Source organism: Arthrobacter sp. R-11, assembly GCF_049913155.1.
Lineage (GTDB): Bacteria > Actinomycetota > Actinomycetes > Actinomycetales > Micrococcaceae > Arthrobacter.
On record NZ_CP183979.1, the window covers coordinates 3608009 to 3623173 of the forward strand.

The window sequence follows — 15165 nt, forward strand, 5'->3', positions numbered from 1 at the left end:
ATTGTCAGCGCGGTCAGCGGGCGAGGCCCGAGTAGTCCGCGAGCCGGTCGGCGATGACCGGGAATTCGCTGCGGGTGGCCTGTACCGCGGCCGGGTCGATGCCCACACGGAGCACCTCCTCGCCGTCGCCGGCTTCCGCCAGGAGGCGGCCGGCGGGGTCCACCACGCGGCTGGTGCCGCCCAGTTCCACGCCTTCCTGCACACCTGCGGCGTTGCAGGCGAGCACAAAGACCTGGTGTTCGACGGCGCGTGCGGAGGTCAGCAGGCGCCAGTGCTCCCGGCGGGCGGCCGGCCAGGCGGCGGGAACCACCACGATTTCGGCGCCCCGGACGCTCAGCTCGGACCAGAGGCCGGGGAAGCGAAGGTCGTAGCAGGTGGTGCCGGCGATCTGCCCGAAGGGGGTGCCGGCCACGGCCAGGGAGTCGCCGGGGGTAAGCAGTTCGGCTTCGAGGGACTTGTAGCCGAAGACGTGCAGCTTGGAGTATCTGTGGGCCACGTTGCCCTGCGGGTCCACCAGCACCGAGGTGTTGCGGAGCACCGGCGCCGCGCCTTGGGCGCCGCCTTCGGCAGTGCCGGCTTCATTGGCGAGGCGTTCGACAATGCTCCCGACGTGGACATAGCTCTGCAGTTCCTTGGCCACGGCGGCGCACATCGCCACGGTGGGCCCCTCAACCGTTTCGGAAAGCTCCGGGTACTGGCTGAAGTGGAAGTAGCCGGCGCTCCACAGCTCGGGCAGGACGATGAGGTCCACCCCGCGCTGTTCGAGCAGCAGGGCCTCCGCCCGCTCGATGCGTTGGGCCTGCGTCTCGTTGTCCGGACTGGACAACTGGACGAGAGCGATGTCCATTGGTGCTCCTAATATCTCGGTGCTGTTCCCGGCTTTGTTTCCTGCCAGTTCAGCGTTGAATGCGTGTGGGTATGGATTTGAGGACGGTCAGAGTGGAATCCAGGTGGTTCCGGACTGCCGCAGATGCCTTCTGCGAGTCCTGGCTGCGGATGGCCTCGACGATCGCGCGGTGTTCTTCCACCACGTGGTCGCTGCGCCCGTGGCTGTCCTGGACGGCCTTCACGCCCATGCGCTGCTGCTTGAAGCGCTGGGAATCGTAGAGTTCCTCCAGAGCGGGGTTCCCGGCTGCGTGCACAATCTGCTTGTGGAAGCTGATGTCCCACTCGATGAAGGCCACGGGGTCGGCCAGGCTTTCTTCCTGGGTGTGCAGGAGCTGTTCGAGCTCCGGGCCCAGATAGCCGTTTACGGTGACCTTGCGGACCGCCCAGTCTTCGATGACCTGGCGGACCTCCATCATGCTTTCGATGTCCTGGGCGGTCAGGGCCGGAACGTAGGCACCCTTGTGCGGGACCCGGCGCAGCAAGCCCGCCGCTTCAAGCCGGAGGAGGGCTTCGCGCACCGGGGTCCGGGAGACACCGGCGGCTTCGGCAATGGCATTCTCGCTGAGGAAGGCTTCCTGGTCCCAGGGCAGGGAGGAGATCTCCTTGCGCAGCCAAAGGTAGGCCGTTTCCGGTGCCGTGGGAGCCGGCTTCTGGAAGATGCTCACGTGTTTCCTCGATTCTGAATGCCTCAACTGGTCTGGTGGCTGTCCGTGGCGGCGGGCGGGCCGCCACGGACAGTGTCTACATCATGACTGTGCCACCTTCTGGGCAGGCATGGCGTCACTCTTTTGACCGGATTCCAGGTCCAGGTCGCTGAGCTTGATGTCCTTGGTCTCCCTGGCGAAGGAGACGGACAGGATGGAGATCAGGCCCATGCCCACGAGGTAGAGGGCGATTGCCTGCCCGGTGCCGAACGCCTTGTACAGGGCCAGGGCGATGATCGGCGAGAGCGAGCCGGCGATCAGGGAGGCCACGTTGTAGGCCACCGAGGTGCCGCTGTAGCGGACCTTCGTGGGAAACAGTTCGGAGAAGAATGCCCCGATCACCGAACTGTAGGCGGCGAAGATCAGGAGTCCGCCTACGGCGGCAAGGATGATCATGCCAGGCTGCCGGGTGTCCAGCAGGGCGAAGAACGCGAAGCCCCACACCACGGTTGCCACGGAAGCACCGATCATCATCGGCTTGCGGCCGATCTTGTCGGCGAAGATAGCCAGCAGCGGAATCGCGATGACCGCCACACCCTGGCCGATCATGACGGCGGTGAGGCCGGTCTGCCGGTCCAGTTTCAGAATCTCCGTGACGTAGGTGATGAGGAAGAGGGAGTAGATGTAGAAACCGGCGTTTTCGCCCATGCGGCTGCCGGTGGCGATGAGGATCTCGCGCCAGTTGCCGCGGAAGAGTTCAGCCAGGGGCAGCTTGGCGCTCTTGGCATGCTCGGCGTCGGCCTTGGCCTGGGAGGCCTGGAACAGCGGGGTTTCCTGGACGTAGAGGCGCAGGACCAGGCCGATGACCACCAGCAGCGCGGACAGGCCGAAAGCGATCCGCCAGCCCCAGGCAAGGAATTCAGCCGGCGGCATGGTTGCCGAGAGCACTGCCAGCACGCCGGCCGCCATGAGATTGCCCAGCGGCGGGCCGACGTTCGGCCAGGAGGCCCAGAAGGCGCGCTTGCTGCTGTCATCGCTGTATTCGGAGACAAGGAGCACGGCACCGCCCCATTCGCCGCCGAGGGCGAAGCCCTGTACCAGGCGCAGGAGCAGCAGGATCAGGGGTGCTGCGATGCCAATGCTGGCGTACGGCGGGATGAAGGCTATGAGGGCAGTGGCGGCACCCATCAGGAGGAGGCTGGCCACCAGGGTTGACTTGCGGCCGTGCTTGTCCCCGAGGTGGCCAAGGACGATCGCGCCAAGGGGACGTGCGATGAAGCCTGCGGCGAAGGTGCCCAGGGCAAGCATGGTGCCGACAAAGGGATCGGCACCGGGGAAGAACAGTTTGTTGAAGACCAGTGCGGCTGCGGTGCCGTAGAGGAAGAAGTCGTACCACTCCACGGCGGTGCCGGCGAGGCTGGAGGCAGCCACGGCAGGGAGCGAGGTGTGCTTGCGCACGCCCCGGTCCTTTTCAAACACATTGCTCATTTGGGAAGTCCTCGATGTGAACGGAACAGCTCGAATTGAAGGGAACACTGCGGGGTCCCGGCGTTTGCGCACCGCTCGGGTCCATGCCGCCGGACGTCTCGGCCGCTTCCGTGATGCGTCTCACGGGAAGCTGTATAGAAACTGTAGACCACTTGTATACAACTTGTCTACAGATAATTTTGCACGGGACATGTCCACCCCCGCCGTCGAAGATTGGGCATGCACCTGATATGTCCGACCCTCGGGGCCAACAATGGACATGGCCCACGGGAGTTGGCACCTAAACTTGCAGCATGCCCCTGTCTCCGCATGAAACCTTTACGGCCGAGTCCGCTGTCGAGCTGGCCGTCGTCGAGCGCAGCGGCTTCATCGAATCGCGGCACATCGGCTCGGCCGTGGTCTTGGCCGGAGACGGAAGCGTGGTGGAGGAACTGGGCGACGTCACCACCCCGATCTACGCCCGTTCTACCCTCAAACCGTTCCAGGCGCTGGCCTCAATGCAGTCCGGCGTGCCGCTCCGCGGCGCCCAGGTGGCCCTGGCCTGCGCCAGCCACACGGGTTCCCTGGACCACATGGACATCGTGGAGGGCATGCTCAAGGCCGCGGGCGTCCGCGAAGAGCAGTTGCAGTGTCCGGCGTCGTGGCCCCAAGATGAAACCGCCCGGAACTGGCTGGTCCGCTCCGAGCGCGGCAAGTCCAAGCTGGCGTTCAACTGCTCGGGCAAGCACGCGGCGTTTCTGTGGGCCTGCACGGAGAACGGCTGGGACACCCGCAGCTATCTGGAGCCGAACCATCCCTTGCAGCAAAGGGTCCGCGCGGCGATCGAGGAGTACAGCGGGGAGTCCATCGCCCATTTGGGCATCGACGGCTGCGGCGCCCCGGTGGCGGCGCTTTCCCTGACCGGCCTGGCGCGCGCCTACTCCCGGCTCGCGAAGGCACCGCGGGACCCGAATTCCAACGCCCGCGCAGCCACCATCGCCACCTCCATGCTGGATTACCCCTGGGCTGTGCAGGGCCGGGGCGAGGCCAACACCGTGGTGATGGATGACCTGGGCGTCCTCGCCAAGGGCGGCGCCGAAGGCGTCCTCGTACTGGCAACACCGACCGGCGCCACCGTGGCCGTCAAGGTGCTGGACGGCAACTTCCGCGCCACCACCCTCGTGGGATTGACGCTGCTCGCGGTGAGCGGCGCCGTCGACGTCCCGGAGGTCTCCAGCGTGCTGGAGAAAGTGGTGGACCCGGTGCTGGGCGGCGGACAGCCTGTGGGCCGGATCCGTCTCGGCAGGGCACTGCTCTCCCTCCTCGACTGAACTCCCCCGCCGAACACAGGAAAGGCTTCTAACATGGCCGTTGCCCGCCGTCGGGTACCGCTTGAGGAAGGCCGCGCCGCCCTGGCGGCATGGCAGGAACAGGGCACGGCGGACGCCGCGCTGCCCCGTGCAACCCTTGCCACCGCGGTCCGCTACACGCTCGAAGAGCTCACCGCCCGGGCCCCCGGCAACTCCGTGGAGGTCCGGGTGCCGCCGTTCGGTGTCGCCCAGTGCGTCGAGGGTCCCCGCCACACCCGCGGCACGCCGCCGAATGTGATCGAGTGCGACGCCGCCACCTGGCTTGCGCTGGTGAGCGGCCGGCTGGCCTGGGCGGATGCCGTCGACGCCGGCCGGGTTGCCGCTTCGGGGCTGCGCGCCGACCTCTCAGAGCTGCTGCCGTTCTAGGCTGAGACGGAAAAGGCGGCCGTTCCGGATAACCGGAACGGCCGCCTCTTCCTGCTGTGGCTGCAGGCACTCAGTCCGGGGAAATCGGGGTTTCCTCGCGCTGGCTCGGCCGGCTCATCTCAAACTGCGGGATGTTGTCCGCCGTCGGGCCGCCGCGGAACTTCGGCGAAGGCTCCTGGCCCTCGCTGAGGCGCTCGAGTTCCTGCTTCTCGAAGACTTCTTCCTTGCCCAGCATGATGGCGGAGTCTTCGTTGGTGATTTCACCGCGGAAGGCGCGGACCATGACGCCGCGGTCGAACTGGCCTTCCCACTTGGCCACCACGAATGTCGCAACGCAGTTGCCCAGCAGGTTCACCACCACGCGCATGGAGTCCATGAGGCGGTCGGCACCCAGGAGGAGCGCGACGCCGGCCACCGGGAAGATGCCGAGCGCGGCCGCCGTGGCGGAGAGCGCCAGGAACGAGGAGCCGGGGACGCCGGCCATGCCCTTGGAGGTCAGGAGCAGCACGCCGAGCGCGGCCAGCTGCTGGCCGAGGTCGAGGTGGTGGCCGAAGGCCTGGGCCAGGAACAGCAGGGAAATCGACAGGTAGATCGCGGCGCCGTCGAGGTTGAAGGAGTAACCGGTGGGAACCACCAGGCCGGTGGTTGCGCGGGAGCAGCCGGCGTTGGTCAGCTTGGTCATGATGCGCGGCATCACGGCTTCGGTGGACGCGGTGCCCAGGGCGAGGAGGAATTCCTCGCGGGTGTATTTCAGGAACTGCCACAGGGGAACCCGGGCGAAGGTCCAGGCGACCACGAACAGCAGGCCGATGAAGACAATCGCAGCCCCGTAACAGGCGGCGATCAGCAGGGCGTAGGTGCCCAGCGTGTCCAGTCCGTACTGGCCGATGATGAACGCCATGGCGCCGAAGGCACCGATCGGGGCAACCTTCATGATCCAGGACATGATCTTGAAGATCAGTTCAAGCACGGTCTCCATGAGGCTGATGACAGGCATGCAGCGCTGGCGCCCGATCACCACGATCGCCGCACCGAAGAACACCGAGAAGAAGAGGACCTGGAGCAGGCTGTTGTTGGCGAAGGCGCCGATCACGCTGGTGGGAATGACATCGAGCAGGAATGAAGCCGCATCCTTCGGGACGGCGTGGCCGGTCTTGGCGTCCACGGCGTCCTGGGACAGCGTGGCCGGATCGATGTTCAGGCCCGCGCCGGGCTGGACGATGTTGCCCACTATCAAGCCGAACACGAGGGCGAAAAGCGTTGCCGCGGTGAAGTACAGGAGGGCTTTGACCCCGACCCTTCCGACCGCCTTGACGTCGCCGACCGCCGAAATTCCCGTGACGATCACGAGGAAGATCAGCGGGGCGATGATCATCTTGATGAGTTGAATGAAACCATCGCCCAACGGCCGGAGGGTGGAGCCGATGTTGGGCCAGAAATGGCCTATCAGCACACCTGCGACGACGGCGATCAGGATTTGGAAGAAGAGCGACCTGTACAGCGGCTTCTTCTTCTGCGGGGCCGAACTCGCCTTCAGCGCCGCGGAGTCTGGGATCTTCATTGATCTGAACCAATCATTAGAGAACTCCCCGGTTGCCGGGGACATTTCAAACGTATTCCAGATCACACTATTCCACAAGAGGGAATTGAATTTTCACCATACGGAATGGCTGCTCGCCGATTGTGACTGAGTCTCCTCCTTGATCATTGTCGTGCCAGGCTTGTGCGCTACGTCCAGGAACACCCGGTACCCCTGATCCGGGTCGAAACCATGGATTTCCTTGGTGTCCAGGCCTGCCATGAATTCGAGCGTCCTGTAGGTGATGACCTGTCCCGGGACGAGAATGGGGAAGCCCGGCGGATACGGGGTGACGAACCCCGCGGACACCACTTCTGCCCCGGCATCGATCCTGGCCCGAAGGTCCTCAGCCGACACGTACTCTGTTGAGCCTTCCTTGTAGCTTTCGAAGTATGCCGCCCGGAGGTCGCCGTCCGGACAGAGCGCGTCCTGTCGGTAGCGGTCCGCGAACCGGCTGAAGTCAGGCAGGGGCGGCGTTCCGCCGTCAGCGGATGCTGCAGGGACGGCGCCGGCGGCCACCGTGTCAGGTGCCACACGGCGGGTGGCGCGCGCCGGCGTCGAACTGTCCTCCTCGAACGACTCGGCGAGCTTGACGAGCACCTCGATCAAGTACGCGACTGAACTGCGGGAAGTGCCGATGTTGGTCATGAACAGCACCGTGTTGCGCGAGGTCTTATTGACCTGGATCCCGTGTCCGTCGGCGAGGTAGCGGTGGCGGAAGGTGTCGCCGTCGATCCCGGTCCGGCTGATGTCCAGGGTGAGGCGGCTGGGGTCGACCACGAACTCGTCGTGCTGCCAGGCGTCCGCGAGCGCGGCGAGACCGTCACGGTGCGGCATTGCCGGGCCGGCCTTCCGGTAAGGGGCCTCGATGAGGTCCCGCGAGGTGAGCACCCGGAAGTACTTCCTGAGCAGTGGGTGCCGGGCGACTGCCTGCGCCACACTGGTGGCGAGATCGGCCTGGCGTTGGACGAGGCCGAACCCTTCGAGCTCCACCTGACGGCGTCCGACGTCCAGGGATGCGAGGATCTGGTAGTTCGGCGAGGTGGAGGTGTGGGTCATGTATGCCTCGCGGAAGGACTCCCGGTTGTTTTTCGCGAAGTCCTGGTCGAAGACGTGGATCATGGACCCTTGGCGGAGCGACGACAGTGTCTTATGGGTGGACTGTGTGGCGTAGACGCGGAGGCGGGCCTCGGCGGGATCCGGAACCAACCGGGTTTCCAGCCAGGCCGCATCGTCCGCGGGCTGTCCCGTCACCGGGTCCCAGAGCCGCGCCGCCTGCGCGGCGTGCCTTGCCGCGTAGGCGGGATCGTTGAACGACGCTTCGAGTGTCCGGGCCGCGGCCATGGCGGTACGGCGCCGGAAGACGGGATGCGAACGGGCGAACGCGAACCAGGCCTCGTCCCACAGGAACACCAGGTCCGGCTTAATGGCCAGGCACTCCTCCATGACGCGTTCGACGTCGTACACGATGCCGTCGAAGGTGCAGTTGGTGAGCGTGATCATCTTGACCTCGTCCAGGCGCCCTGCCCTGCGGTATTCCAGCAGCCGGGCCTTGATACTTGCCAGCGGCACCGCGCCGTAGAAGGCGTAGCGGTCCAGAGGGTAGGCGTCCAGATAGCTGACCTGCGCCCCGGCGAGCGCGAAAGCATAGTGATGGGACTTGTGGCAGTTTCGATCCACGAGGACCACGTCGCCCGGAGCCAGGATGGATTGGTGGACGATCTTGTTGGCGGTGGATGTGCCGTTGGTGGCGAAGAAGGTCTGGTGGGATCCGAACGCCCGCGCCGCCAGCTCCTGGGCCTCCTTGAGGGAACCATGTGGCTCCAACAGGGAATCCAGCCCGCCCGAGGTCGCCGAGGTCTCGGCCATGAGCAGGTTGAGTCCGTAGAAATCTGCCATGTCGCGGATCCACGGAGAACCCACCACCGAGCCGCCCCTCGACACCGGCAGCGCATGGAACACACTAGCGGGTGTGCGGCTGTACTCCCGCAGGGCGGTGAAGAACGGCGTGCGGTAGCGTTCCGCGACGCCGGACAGGAGGGACAAATGCAGGTCGAGATGGTCCTGCTTGCGGAAGATCCTCCGGAAGCGCCGGGTCAGCGAACCAGCCAGGGTTTCGATGGACACACCTGCCGTCAGGTACACGTCCACCTCGGGGCGCAATGCCGTGAGTTGCTCCGCCAATGCCAGGATCTGTTGCAGCGGTCGTGCACCGGCCGGCGCCGCAGCAGTGTGGGCGGATAGATAGGCCCGGAGATCCCTGCCGAGCGGTTGGCTGCTCTCTGCGGCAAAGCCGGGACGAAGGATGCATGCCTGGATCGTGGGGTTCAGCAGCAGTGCCACCAGGGCATCCTGGTAGCTGGGGACCACCACGAGCTGGTACGTGAACGCGTCGCCGGGCCGTCTCTGGGCCAGGAGCTCGGACTTCAGCGACTCTGCTTCCTCGGCCGTCAGGTCATCGACCACCAGCACCTCGAACTTGGGCCGTTCGTCGGCGCCGGGAGCCAGGGCGTCGTCGTCGTCTTCCCTTTCGCCCGTCCGCGCTGAGCTTTGACCCCGCACGACCGGGGACGCGGCTCCCCCGTGGCCTGGCGCCATGGGCGCCAGGCCACGGATCAACTCCAGGCCTGCCTGGAAGTCACCGGCATCCAGGGCCGCCCGCAACTGCCCCACGGCCGTTTGCCCCGGAGCCGCCCAATAGAGTTCGACGGCGTGAAGCAGGCTGAGTGCCTGGCGCGCCTGGGTTATCAAGGCAGCGCTATTGGCCACCCGGACAGCAGCCCCGGCGTGCCCCTTGGCCAGTTGCTTAAAGGCATAGCCCAGGAACTCCCAGGAGTCTGCGCGGGAGCGCCAAGCGCTGCTCGGGGTTTCAACGTCTTTCGGGCCAGCTTCGATATTCACGATTGTTTGTTTTCCATTGTTGGTTCGGATGCGGGCAGGCGTTTCAGCTGGGCCGCAGGAGGTCAGGGACGCCGTCCAGCCTGGGCGGGACGCTCGGCGATCACCGGGAAGACGCCGGTATGGCCGCGACGTTCCTCGGCGGCGGCAAGGATTCGTTTCCGGGAACCGAACCACCCGGCCACAAGCAGCGGTGCGAGGACCAGCACGGAGGCAAGGACCCAGCGGCCCGTTTCCGAGAAGCCCATAGTGACCAGGACGAACGCCAGGAATCCGAGGGTCAGGTAGGAAGTGAAGGGTGCACCGAAGAGCCGGAACGATGGCCGCTCGACCTTGCCCTCCCGCACCCAGGACTGAAGCCTGATGTGGCACAACATGATGGTGGCCCAGCCTCCGATGATGCCGATGGCCGAGACCTCGAGCACGATTTCGAAAACCTGGGACGGAACGATTGCGTTGAGGGCTACACCCAGCAGCGTAATGACTGCCGTCAGCAGGATCCCGCCGTAGGGTACGCCGGATGCGCTGATGCGGGCGGTGAACTGTGGGGCCGAACCGTTCACCGCCATGGAGCGGAGGATGCGGCCGGTGGAGTACAAGCCCGCATTGAGGCTGGACAGGGCAGCGGTGAGGACCACGAAGTTCATCACAGAGGCGGAAACCGCACCGGCCTGCGGATCGCCCAGATGGGAGAAGAACGTGACGAACGGCGATTCGCCCGCCTTGTAGGCGGTGAAGGGCAGGAGCAGGGACAGCAGCAGCACGGAACCGACGTAGAAGATGGCGATGCGGAAGACAACGGTATTTACTGCTTTGGGCATGACCTTCTGCGGGTTGGCGGTCTCCCCCGCGGCGGTTCCGACCAGTTCGATGGCGGCATAGGCGAACACGACGCCGCTGATGGCCAGCAGCGGCGCCACCGCACCGGTGGGAAAGGCGCCGCCGTGGTCCAGGATCACTCCGAGGCCGGGAGTTCCGATGTCCGTCCGGCCGCCGAAGACGATGAAGCAAACCCCGACGACGAGGAAGATCACCAGGGCAGCCACCTTGATGAGCGCGAACCAGAACTCCATCTCGCCGAAGATTTTCACTGAGACAAGGTTCAGCGCCAGCACGACGACGAGGGCCGCCAAGGCAATCAGCCACTGCGGGATGGACTGCAAAGGCTCCCAGAACTGGCCCCAGAACTTGATGTACAGGGCGACGGCGGTAACGTCCACGATCGAGGTCATGGCCCAGTTGAGGAAGTAGAGCCAGCCGGCGGCGTACGCCATCTTCTCGCCATAGAACTCCCGGGCATAGGAAACGAACGAGCCCGACGACGGCCGGTGCAGCACCAGTTCGCCGAGCGCACGCAGGATGAGGAAAGCGAAGAAACCGCAGACGGCGTAGACCAGGATCAGCGACGGCCCGGAGCCGTTCAAGCGGCCGCCCGCCCCCATGAAGAGGCCGGTGCCAATGGCTCCGCCGATGGCGATCATTTGGATCTGCCGGGGCTTGAGGGTCTTGTGGTAGCCGGCTTCTTCGCTGGCGAAGTCCTGCGCGGCCGTGGTCCTGTCACCGACGAGTTCCCGGGCGTTTTCTACCGCATCGGCGGGGTCGAACTGTGTGGTTTTCATTCCTGGGGTCTCCTTTGACTCCATCGAATTGATACGCCCGGCCCCATTGCCCTGCGCACGGTAGACCACTCTAGGTTCCGGTTCCGAACAAAGAACTGTCCGTGCCGCTAAATTCGCGCCATGCTGGTTGTGCCGGAGAGACAAACCCACCCGGACGTACGGGGAGTAGAGTTCTTGGCCGGACAACCTCCTTAGAGAAAGAAACACGGTGGCATCCCACAAAACTGCCGAGCATGTCAAAGGCGCCATGCTCAGCGACATACTTGAAGACATCGGAGTCGACCACGGACGGCTGGTGGTCGCCCCGGCCGCGGATAACGGCACTGTTCGCGAAACAGCCATAGCGGACGCCGAGGACGACGAACCCCTCCGGCCCGGAACCTTGGTCCTGCTGATCGGGGCCCGCGGCCGCGCAGCCCTGCCGGCAGTTCGCCGGCTGCTCCCCTACCGGCCCGTAGCCATTGCGGTCAAGGGCACCGAAGGCGAGCTTGAGCCCATCGCGGAGCTGCTTCGCCCGGAAGGGGTCGGGCTGGTGGCCGTCCCTCCGGCGATGCGTTGGGACACCTTGGAGGGCATCGCCAAGGACCGCATCCAGGAACCGGCCCTCAACGAGGGGTCGGACGTCATGCATCGGGACCTCTTCGCGATCGCGGCGACGGCGGCCACGCTGGCCAACGGCCACGTCGTCATCGAGGATCCGAGCAACCGGGTCCTGGCCTACTCGCCGGCCTCGAACGAGGTCGACGAGCTGCGGCGACTGTCCATCCTGGGGCGGAAGGGCCCGGAGCGCTACCAGAAATTGCTCAAGGAGTCGGGCGTGTACAGGCACCTACAGGCGTCTGAAGAGCCCGTGCACATGGCCGCCAACCCCCAGGAAGGCCTCCGGGAACGGGTCGCCGTCGGGATCCATGCCGGGCGCCGCGTGCTGGGGTACATCTGGCTGCAGGAGGGCACCGAGCCCCTGGCCCCCAACACGGACAAGATCATGGTGGGCGCTGCCCGCCATGCCGCGATCGAATTGGTCCGGCACCGCAACGAACAGTCCCAGTCGCTGCGGCGGGACCGGATTTCCAGCCTGCTCAGCGGTACGCCGCAAATCCATTCGCAGGCCCAATCCGCCGGCATCGATCCGAGCAGGCCTGCGGCCCTGGTCCTCATCTCGGCCACGGGTGACGGCGATACGGCTCCGGGCCTGCAAATGCGGCGCGGGGAGCTGGCCAACGTGGCATCGATCCACGCCGCGGCTTACCGTCCGGGCGCGGTGGTGGGAGCCATCGGACTGGAAATAGCGATGATCCTGCCCGACCTCGATCCCGTGAAGTCACCCCCTGCGATCAACCGCCTGGTCAACATGATCGTCCGCGATGCCCGTCTGCACCTGCACTGCCAGGTACAGGCCGCCGTCGGCCCCGTCGTCGAGCGCCTTGATGAGCTGCATGGAACGCTAGGTCATGTCCGTAACGTGCTGAAAGTCCTGGAAGACACACCGTCCATCAACGTCGCTTCCTACAGCGATGTGGAGACCAAGGTGCTCACGCGCGAGCTCTTTGAGCTCCTGGGCTCCAGGACCCGGCTCCGGCACGACGGCATCACCCTGCTATGCCACCGGTATCCCGAGTTCGCTGCCACGCTCCTTGCGTACCTGGAGTTCTTCGGGGACGTGAACCGGTGCGCCGAGGAACTCGCGGTCCACCGCAACACCGTGCATTACCGGCTCCGCCGTGCCTGCGAGTTGAGCGGCATCGACCTGCAGGACCCCGACCAACGGCTGCTGGCCCACCTGCAGATCCGGCTGTGGACCCATTCCACGGCGCCGCTGAACGAAAACCTCGAGGCCCACCCCCATGATTGACCTGCAGAACCTCCTGGACGACATCGTCGGGGACATCCAGCCGTTCGTCGGCCAGGGCGCGGCAGCGGACTACATCCCTGGACTCGCGACGGTGGACACCACGCAGTTCGGCATCGCTGTCGCTACCCGCGAGGGCGAGGTCTACGCCTCAGGCGATGCCACCGTTCCGTTTTCGATCCAGAGCATCTCGAAGGTGTTTACGCTTGCACTGGTCCTGGCCGGGGACGGCGAGAGCATCTGGAAGCGCGTCTTCCGCGAGCCGTCAGGCAGCCCTTTCAATTCCCTGGTCCAGCTCGAGCACGAAGACGGGATTCCGCGCAACCCGTTCATCAACGCCGGGGCGCTGGTGGTCACGGACCGGCTGCTCACCGTCACGGACGGCTCCGCTGCGGAGGCTGTGCGTCGTTTCATGCGGGACGAAAGCGCCAACCCGGGCATCAATTCCGACGCCGAGGTGGCCGCTTCGGAAGCCCGTAACGGCCACCGCAATGCGTCCCTGGCGCATTTCCTGGCCAGCTACGGCAACCTCGAAAACACGGTGGAGGCGGTCCTCGATGCCTACATCGCCCAATGTTCCATTGCGATGAGCTGCACGGACCTCGCCCTCGCGGCCAGGTTCCTGGCCAGCAACGGCAGGCGGGCCGACGGCACGGCCTTCCTGCCGGCGTCGCAAACCAAACGGATCAACGCAGTCATGCTGACCTGCGGCACCTACGACGCTGCCGGCGAATTCGCCTACCGTGTGGGCTTGCCGGGCAAGAGTGGAGTCGGCGGCGGCATCATCGCCGTGATACCCAACAACTGCACCATCTGCGTCTGGAGTCCCGGGCTGGGCCGCTCCGGGAACTCAGTGGCCGGAGTTGCGGCGCTGGATGCCTTCACCACGCGGACGGGCTGGTCGATTTTCTGAGGCCCGGCCGGTTACGACACAGGCTCTGAACCCCGCTTAGCCGCGTCCGATGAACGGCATGCCGGCGGCGGTCACCAGCAGTGAGCCGATATTGGCCGACGGCGGCATGCCGGCCATGAGCAGCACCGCACGGGCGGCGTCCTCCACCGGGAACATGGGTTCCACGCGGCGGCTGCCGTCGGCCTGCAACGCGCCGGAGCCGACGCCGATGGTGTCCATGATTTCGGTACGCGTGTTGCCGATGTCGATCTGCCCGCAGCTGATGTTGTACGGGCGGCCGTCCAGCTCGATGCTTTTCGTCAGGCCGCTGATGGCGTGCTTGCTCACCGTGTACGCCACCGAGAGGGGCCGGGGCGAATGCGCCGAGATGGAGCCGTTGTTGATGATGCGCCCGCCCTGCGGCTCCTGTGCCTTCATGGAGCGGACCGCCTCCGCGGCGCAGAGCATGGCACCGGTGACGTTGACGGCCAGGGTGCTTTCCCAGGCGGCGAGGTCCATTTCGTCCACGCTGCCCGAGGGGCCGAAGATGCCGGCGTTGTTGAAGAGCACGTCCACCCTCCCCCAGCGCCGGCGGGTTTCCTCGAAAAGCTGCGCGACGCCGTCGGGTTGTGTCACATCACAGGGCACCACCAGCGCCCGGGGATGATCGGCGGCGGTCTCCTTGAGGGGAGCCTCCCGCCGGCCCGCCAGGGCGAGCGACCAGCCCTCGGCGAGCATCAGCCGGGCCACCGCGCGCCCGATGCCGGAACCGGCTCCGGTAACGACGGCGACGCGCGGGGTCTGTGCTTCAGTCATGGTGTTCCCTTCGTGCTGCCGCGGAGCAAGATCAGCGTACTGCGGGGGCGTCCGCCAGCAGGGGCCAGCCCACGACAGTCTTGGGCCGAGGCGCAGCGTAGGTGCGCACCTTGGACGTGGACAGGCCCAGCCGGACCAGCGACTCGGCGATGGTCACCGCGGCGGCGACGCCGTCGACCACCGGGACGCCGCAGCGCCGGCGGATCTGCTCGTCGAGGCCCGCCATGCCGCCGCAGCCGAGGACGATCACCTCGGCCTTGTCGTCGCGGACGGCGCGTTCGGCCTGCTCCACGATCGCTTCAACGGCACGGTCAGGGTGCTCCTCCAACTCCAGGACGGCCATGCCGCTGGCACGCACCGAGGCGCAGCGGGCGTCGAGCCCGGCCAGCTTCAGGCGGTCCTCGATCAGCGGAACGGCGCGGTCCAATGTGGTGACCACGGAGTACTTGTGGCCCAGGAACATCGCGGTGCTCGCCGCGGCCTCGGTGATGTCCACGACAGGGACGTCCAGGAGTTCCTGCAGCCCTTCCCGGCCGTGCTCGCCGTATCCGGCCTGGACAACGGCGTCGTAGGGTTCCGGGTAGCTGAGAACCTTGTCCATGACGGCGATCGCCGCGAGGTAGCTTTCGAAGTTGCCTTCGCAGGAGTCGGCGCCGAAGCGGGGAGTCAGCCCCACGATTTCGGTGCCCGGGGCTGCGGCGGCCGCTGCCTGGGCGGCGATGGAGTCAGTCATGGACTGGGTGGTGTTGACGTTGGCGACAAGGATGCGCATGGTTT

12 protein-coding genes are annotated in these 15165 nt (G+C 66.0%); 4 read left to right on the forward strand and 8 right to left on the reverse strand.

Annotated features, from left to right (window positions below; translation table 11 throughout):
* Positions 1-13 precede the first annotated feature (13 nt).
* From ACN9M4_RS16425 to ACN9M4_RS16435, 3 genes are all read right to left on the reverse strand, one after another.
* Entirely contained in the window at positions 14-847 is an 834-nt protein-coding gene (locus ACN9M4_RS16425) for a carbon-nitrogen family hydrolase (protein ID WP_426299716.1), read from the reverse strand.
* A gap of 49 nt (positions 848-896) precedes the next feature.
* On the reverse strand, positions 897-1553 hold the full coding sequence (locus ACN9M4_RS16430; protein WP_426299718.1) for a GntR family transcriptional regulator: 657 nt from the start codon (positions 1551-1553) through the stop codon (positions 897-899).
* Positions 1554-1634: 81 nt separating this feature from the next.
* The gene (locus ACN9M4_RS16435) at positions 1635-3020 is read right to left on the reverse strand and encodes an MFS transporter (RefSeq protein ID WP_426299720.1); all 1386 of its coding nucleotides are present in this window, start codon (positions 3018-3020) and stop codon (positions 1635-1637) included.
* 293 nt (positions 3021-3313) lie between these two features.
* Here ACN9M4_RS16435 and ACN9M4_RS16440 point away from each other — a divergent pair, with 293 nt between their 5' ends.
* Positions 3314-4330 carry an asparaginase gene (locus ACN9M4_RS16440; protein ID WP_426299722.1) on the forward strand — a complete coding sequence of 339 codons (1017 nt, stop codon included), beginning with the start codon at positions 3314-3316 and terminating at the stop codon, positions 4328-4330.
* 33 nt (positions 4331-4363) lie between these two features.
* Positions 4364-4735 carry a sterol carrier family protein gene (locus ACN9M4_RS16445; RefSeq protein ID WP_426299724.1) on the forward strand — a complete coding sequence of 124 codons (372 nt, stop codon included), beginning with the start codon at positions 4364-4366 and terminating at the stop codon, positions 4733-4735.
* Positions 4736-4805: 70 nt separating this feature from the next.
* On the opposite strand, the gene ACN9M4_RS16450 is transcribed toward ACN9M4_RS16445, so the two are convergent.
* The 3 genes from ACN9M4_RS16450 to ACN9M4_RS16460 all read right to left on the reverse strand — a co-directional run bounded on the left by ACN9M4_RS16450 (position 4806) and on the right by ACN9M4_RS16460 (position 10831).
* The gene (locus ACN9M4_RS16450) at positions 4806-6296 is read right to left on the reverse strand and encodes a cation:dicarboxylate symporter family transporter (RefSeq protein WP_426299726.1); all 1491 of its coding nucleotides are present in this window, start codon (positions 6294-6296) and stop codon (positions 4806-4808) included.
* Between the two features lie 93 nt (positions 6297-6389).
* A complete protein-coding gene (locus tag ACN9M4_RS16455; protein WP_426299728.1) occupies positions 6390-9215 on the reverse strand; it encodes an aminotransferase class I/II-fold pyridoxal phosphate-dependent enzyme in 2826 nt (941 codons plus the stop codon).
* A gap of 62 nt (positions 9216-9277) precedes the next feature.
* On the reverse strand, positions 9278-10831 hold the full coding sequence (locus ACN9M4_RS16460; RefSeq protein ID WP_426299730.1) for an amino acid permease: 1554 nt from the start codon (positions 10829-10831) through the stop codon (positions 9278-9280).
* Positions 10832-11039: 208 nt separating this feature from the next.
* Between ACN9M4_RS16460 and ACN9M4_RS16465 the strand changes: the two genes are divergently transcribed.
* Together ACN9M4_RS16465 and ACN9M4_RS16470 are read left to right on the forward strand one after the other, a co-directional pair.
* Positions 11040-12683 carry a PucR family transcriptional regulator gene (locus ACN9M4_RS16465; RefSeq protein WP_426299732.1) on the forward strand — a complete coding sequence of 548 codons (1644 nt, stop codon included), beginning with the start codon at positions 11040-11042 and terminating at the stop codon, positions 12681-12683.
* Entirely contained in the window at positions 12679-13593 is a 915-nt protein-coding gene (locus tag ACN9M4_RS16470) for a glutaminase (RefSeq protein WP_426303511.1), read from the forward strand. Before ACN9M4_RS16465 ends, ACN9M4_RS16470 begins: the two co-directional genes overlap by 5 nt.
* A gap of 36 nt (positions 13594-13629) precedes the next feature.
* On the opposite strand, the gene ACN9M4_RS16475 is transcribed toward ACN9M4_RS16470, so the two are convergent.
* Both ACN9M4_RS16475 and ACN9M4_RS16480 read right to left on the reverse strand, forming a co-directional pair.
* Positions 13630-14388, reverse strand: coding sequence for an SDR family oxidoreductase (locus ACN9M4_RS16475; RefSeq protein WP_426299734.1), 759 nt, complete (start codon positions 14386-14388; stop codon positions 13630-13632).
* 31 nt (positions 14389-14419) lie between these two features.
* Positions 14420-15160 (reverse strand): aspartate/glutamate racemase family protein, encoded by a 741-nt coding sequence (locus ACN9M4_RS16480; RefSeq protein ID WP_426299736.1) that lies wholly within the window; start codon positions 15158-15160, stop codon positions 14420-14422.
* Positions 15161-15165: the final 5 nt, after the last annotated feature.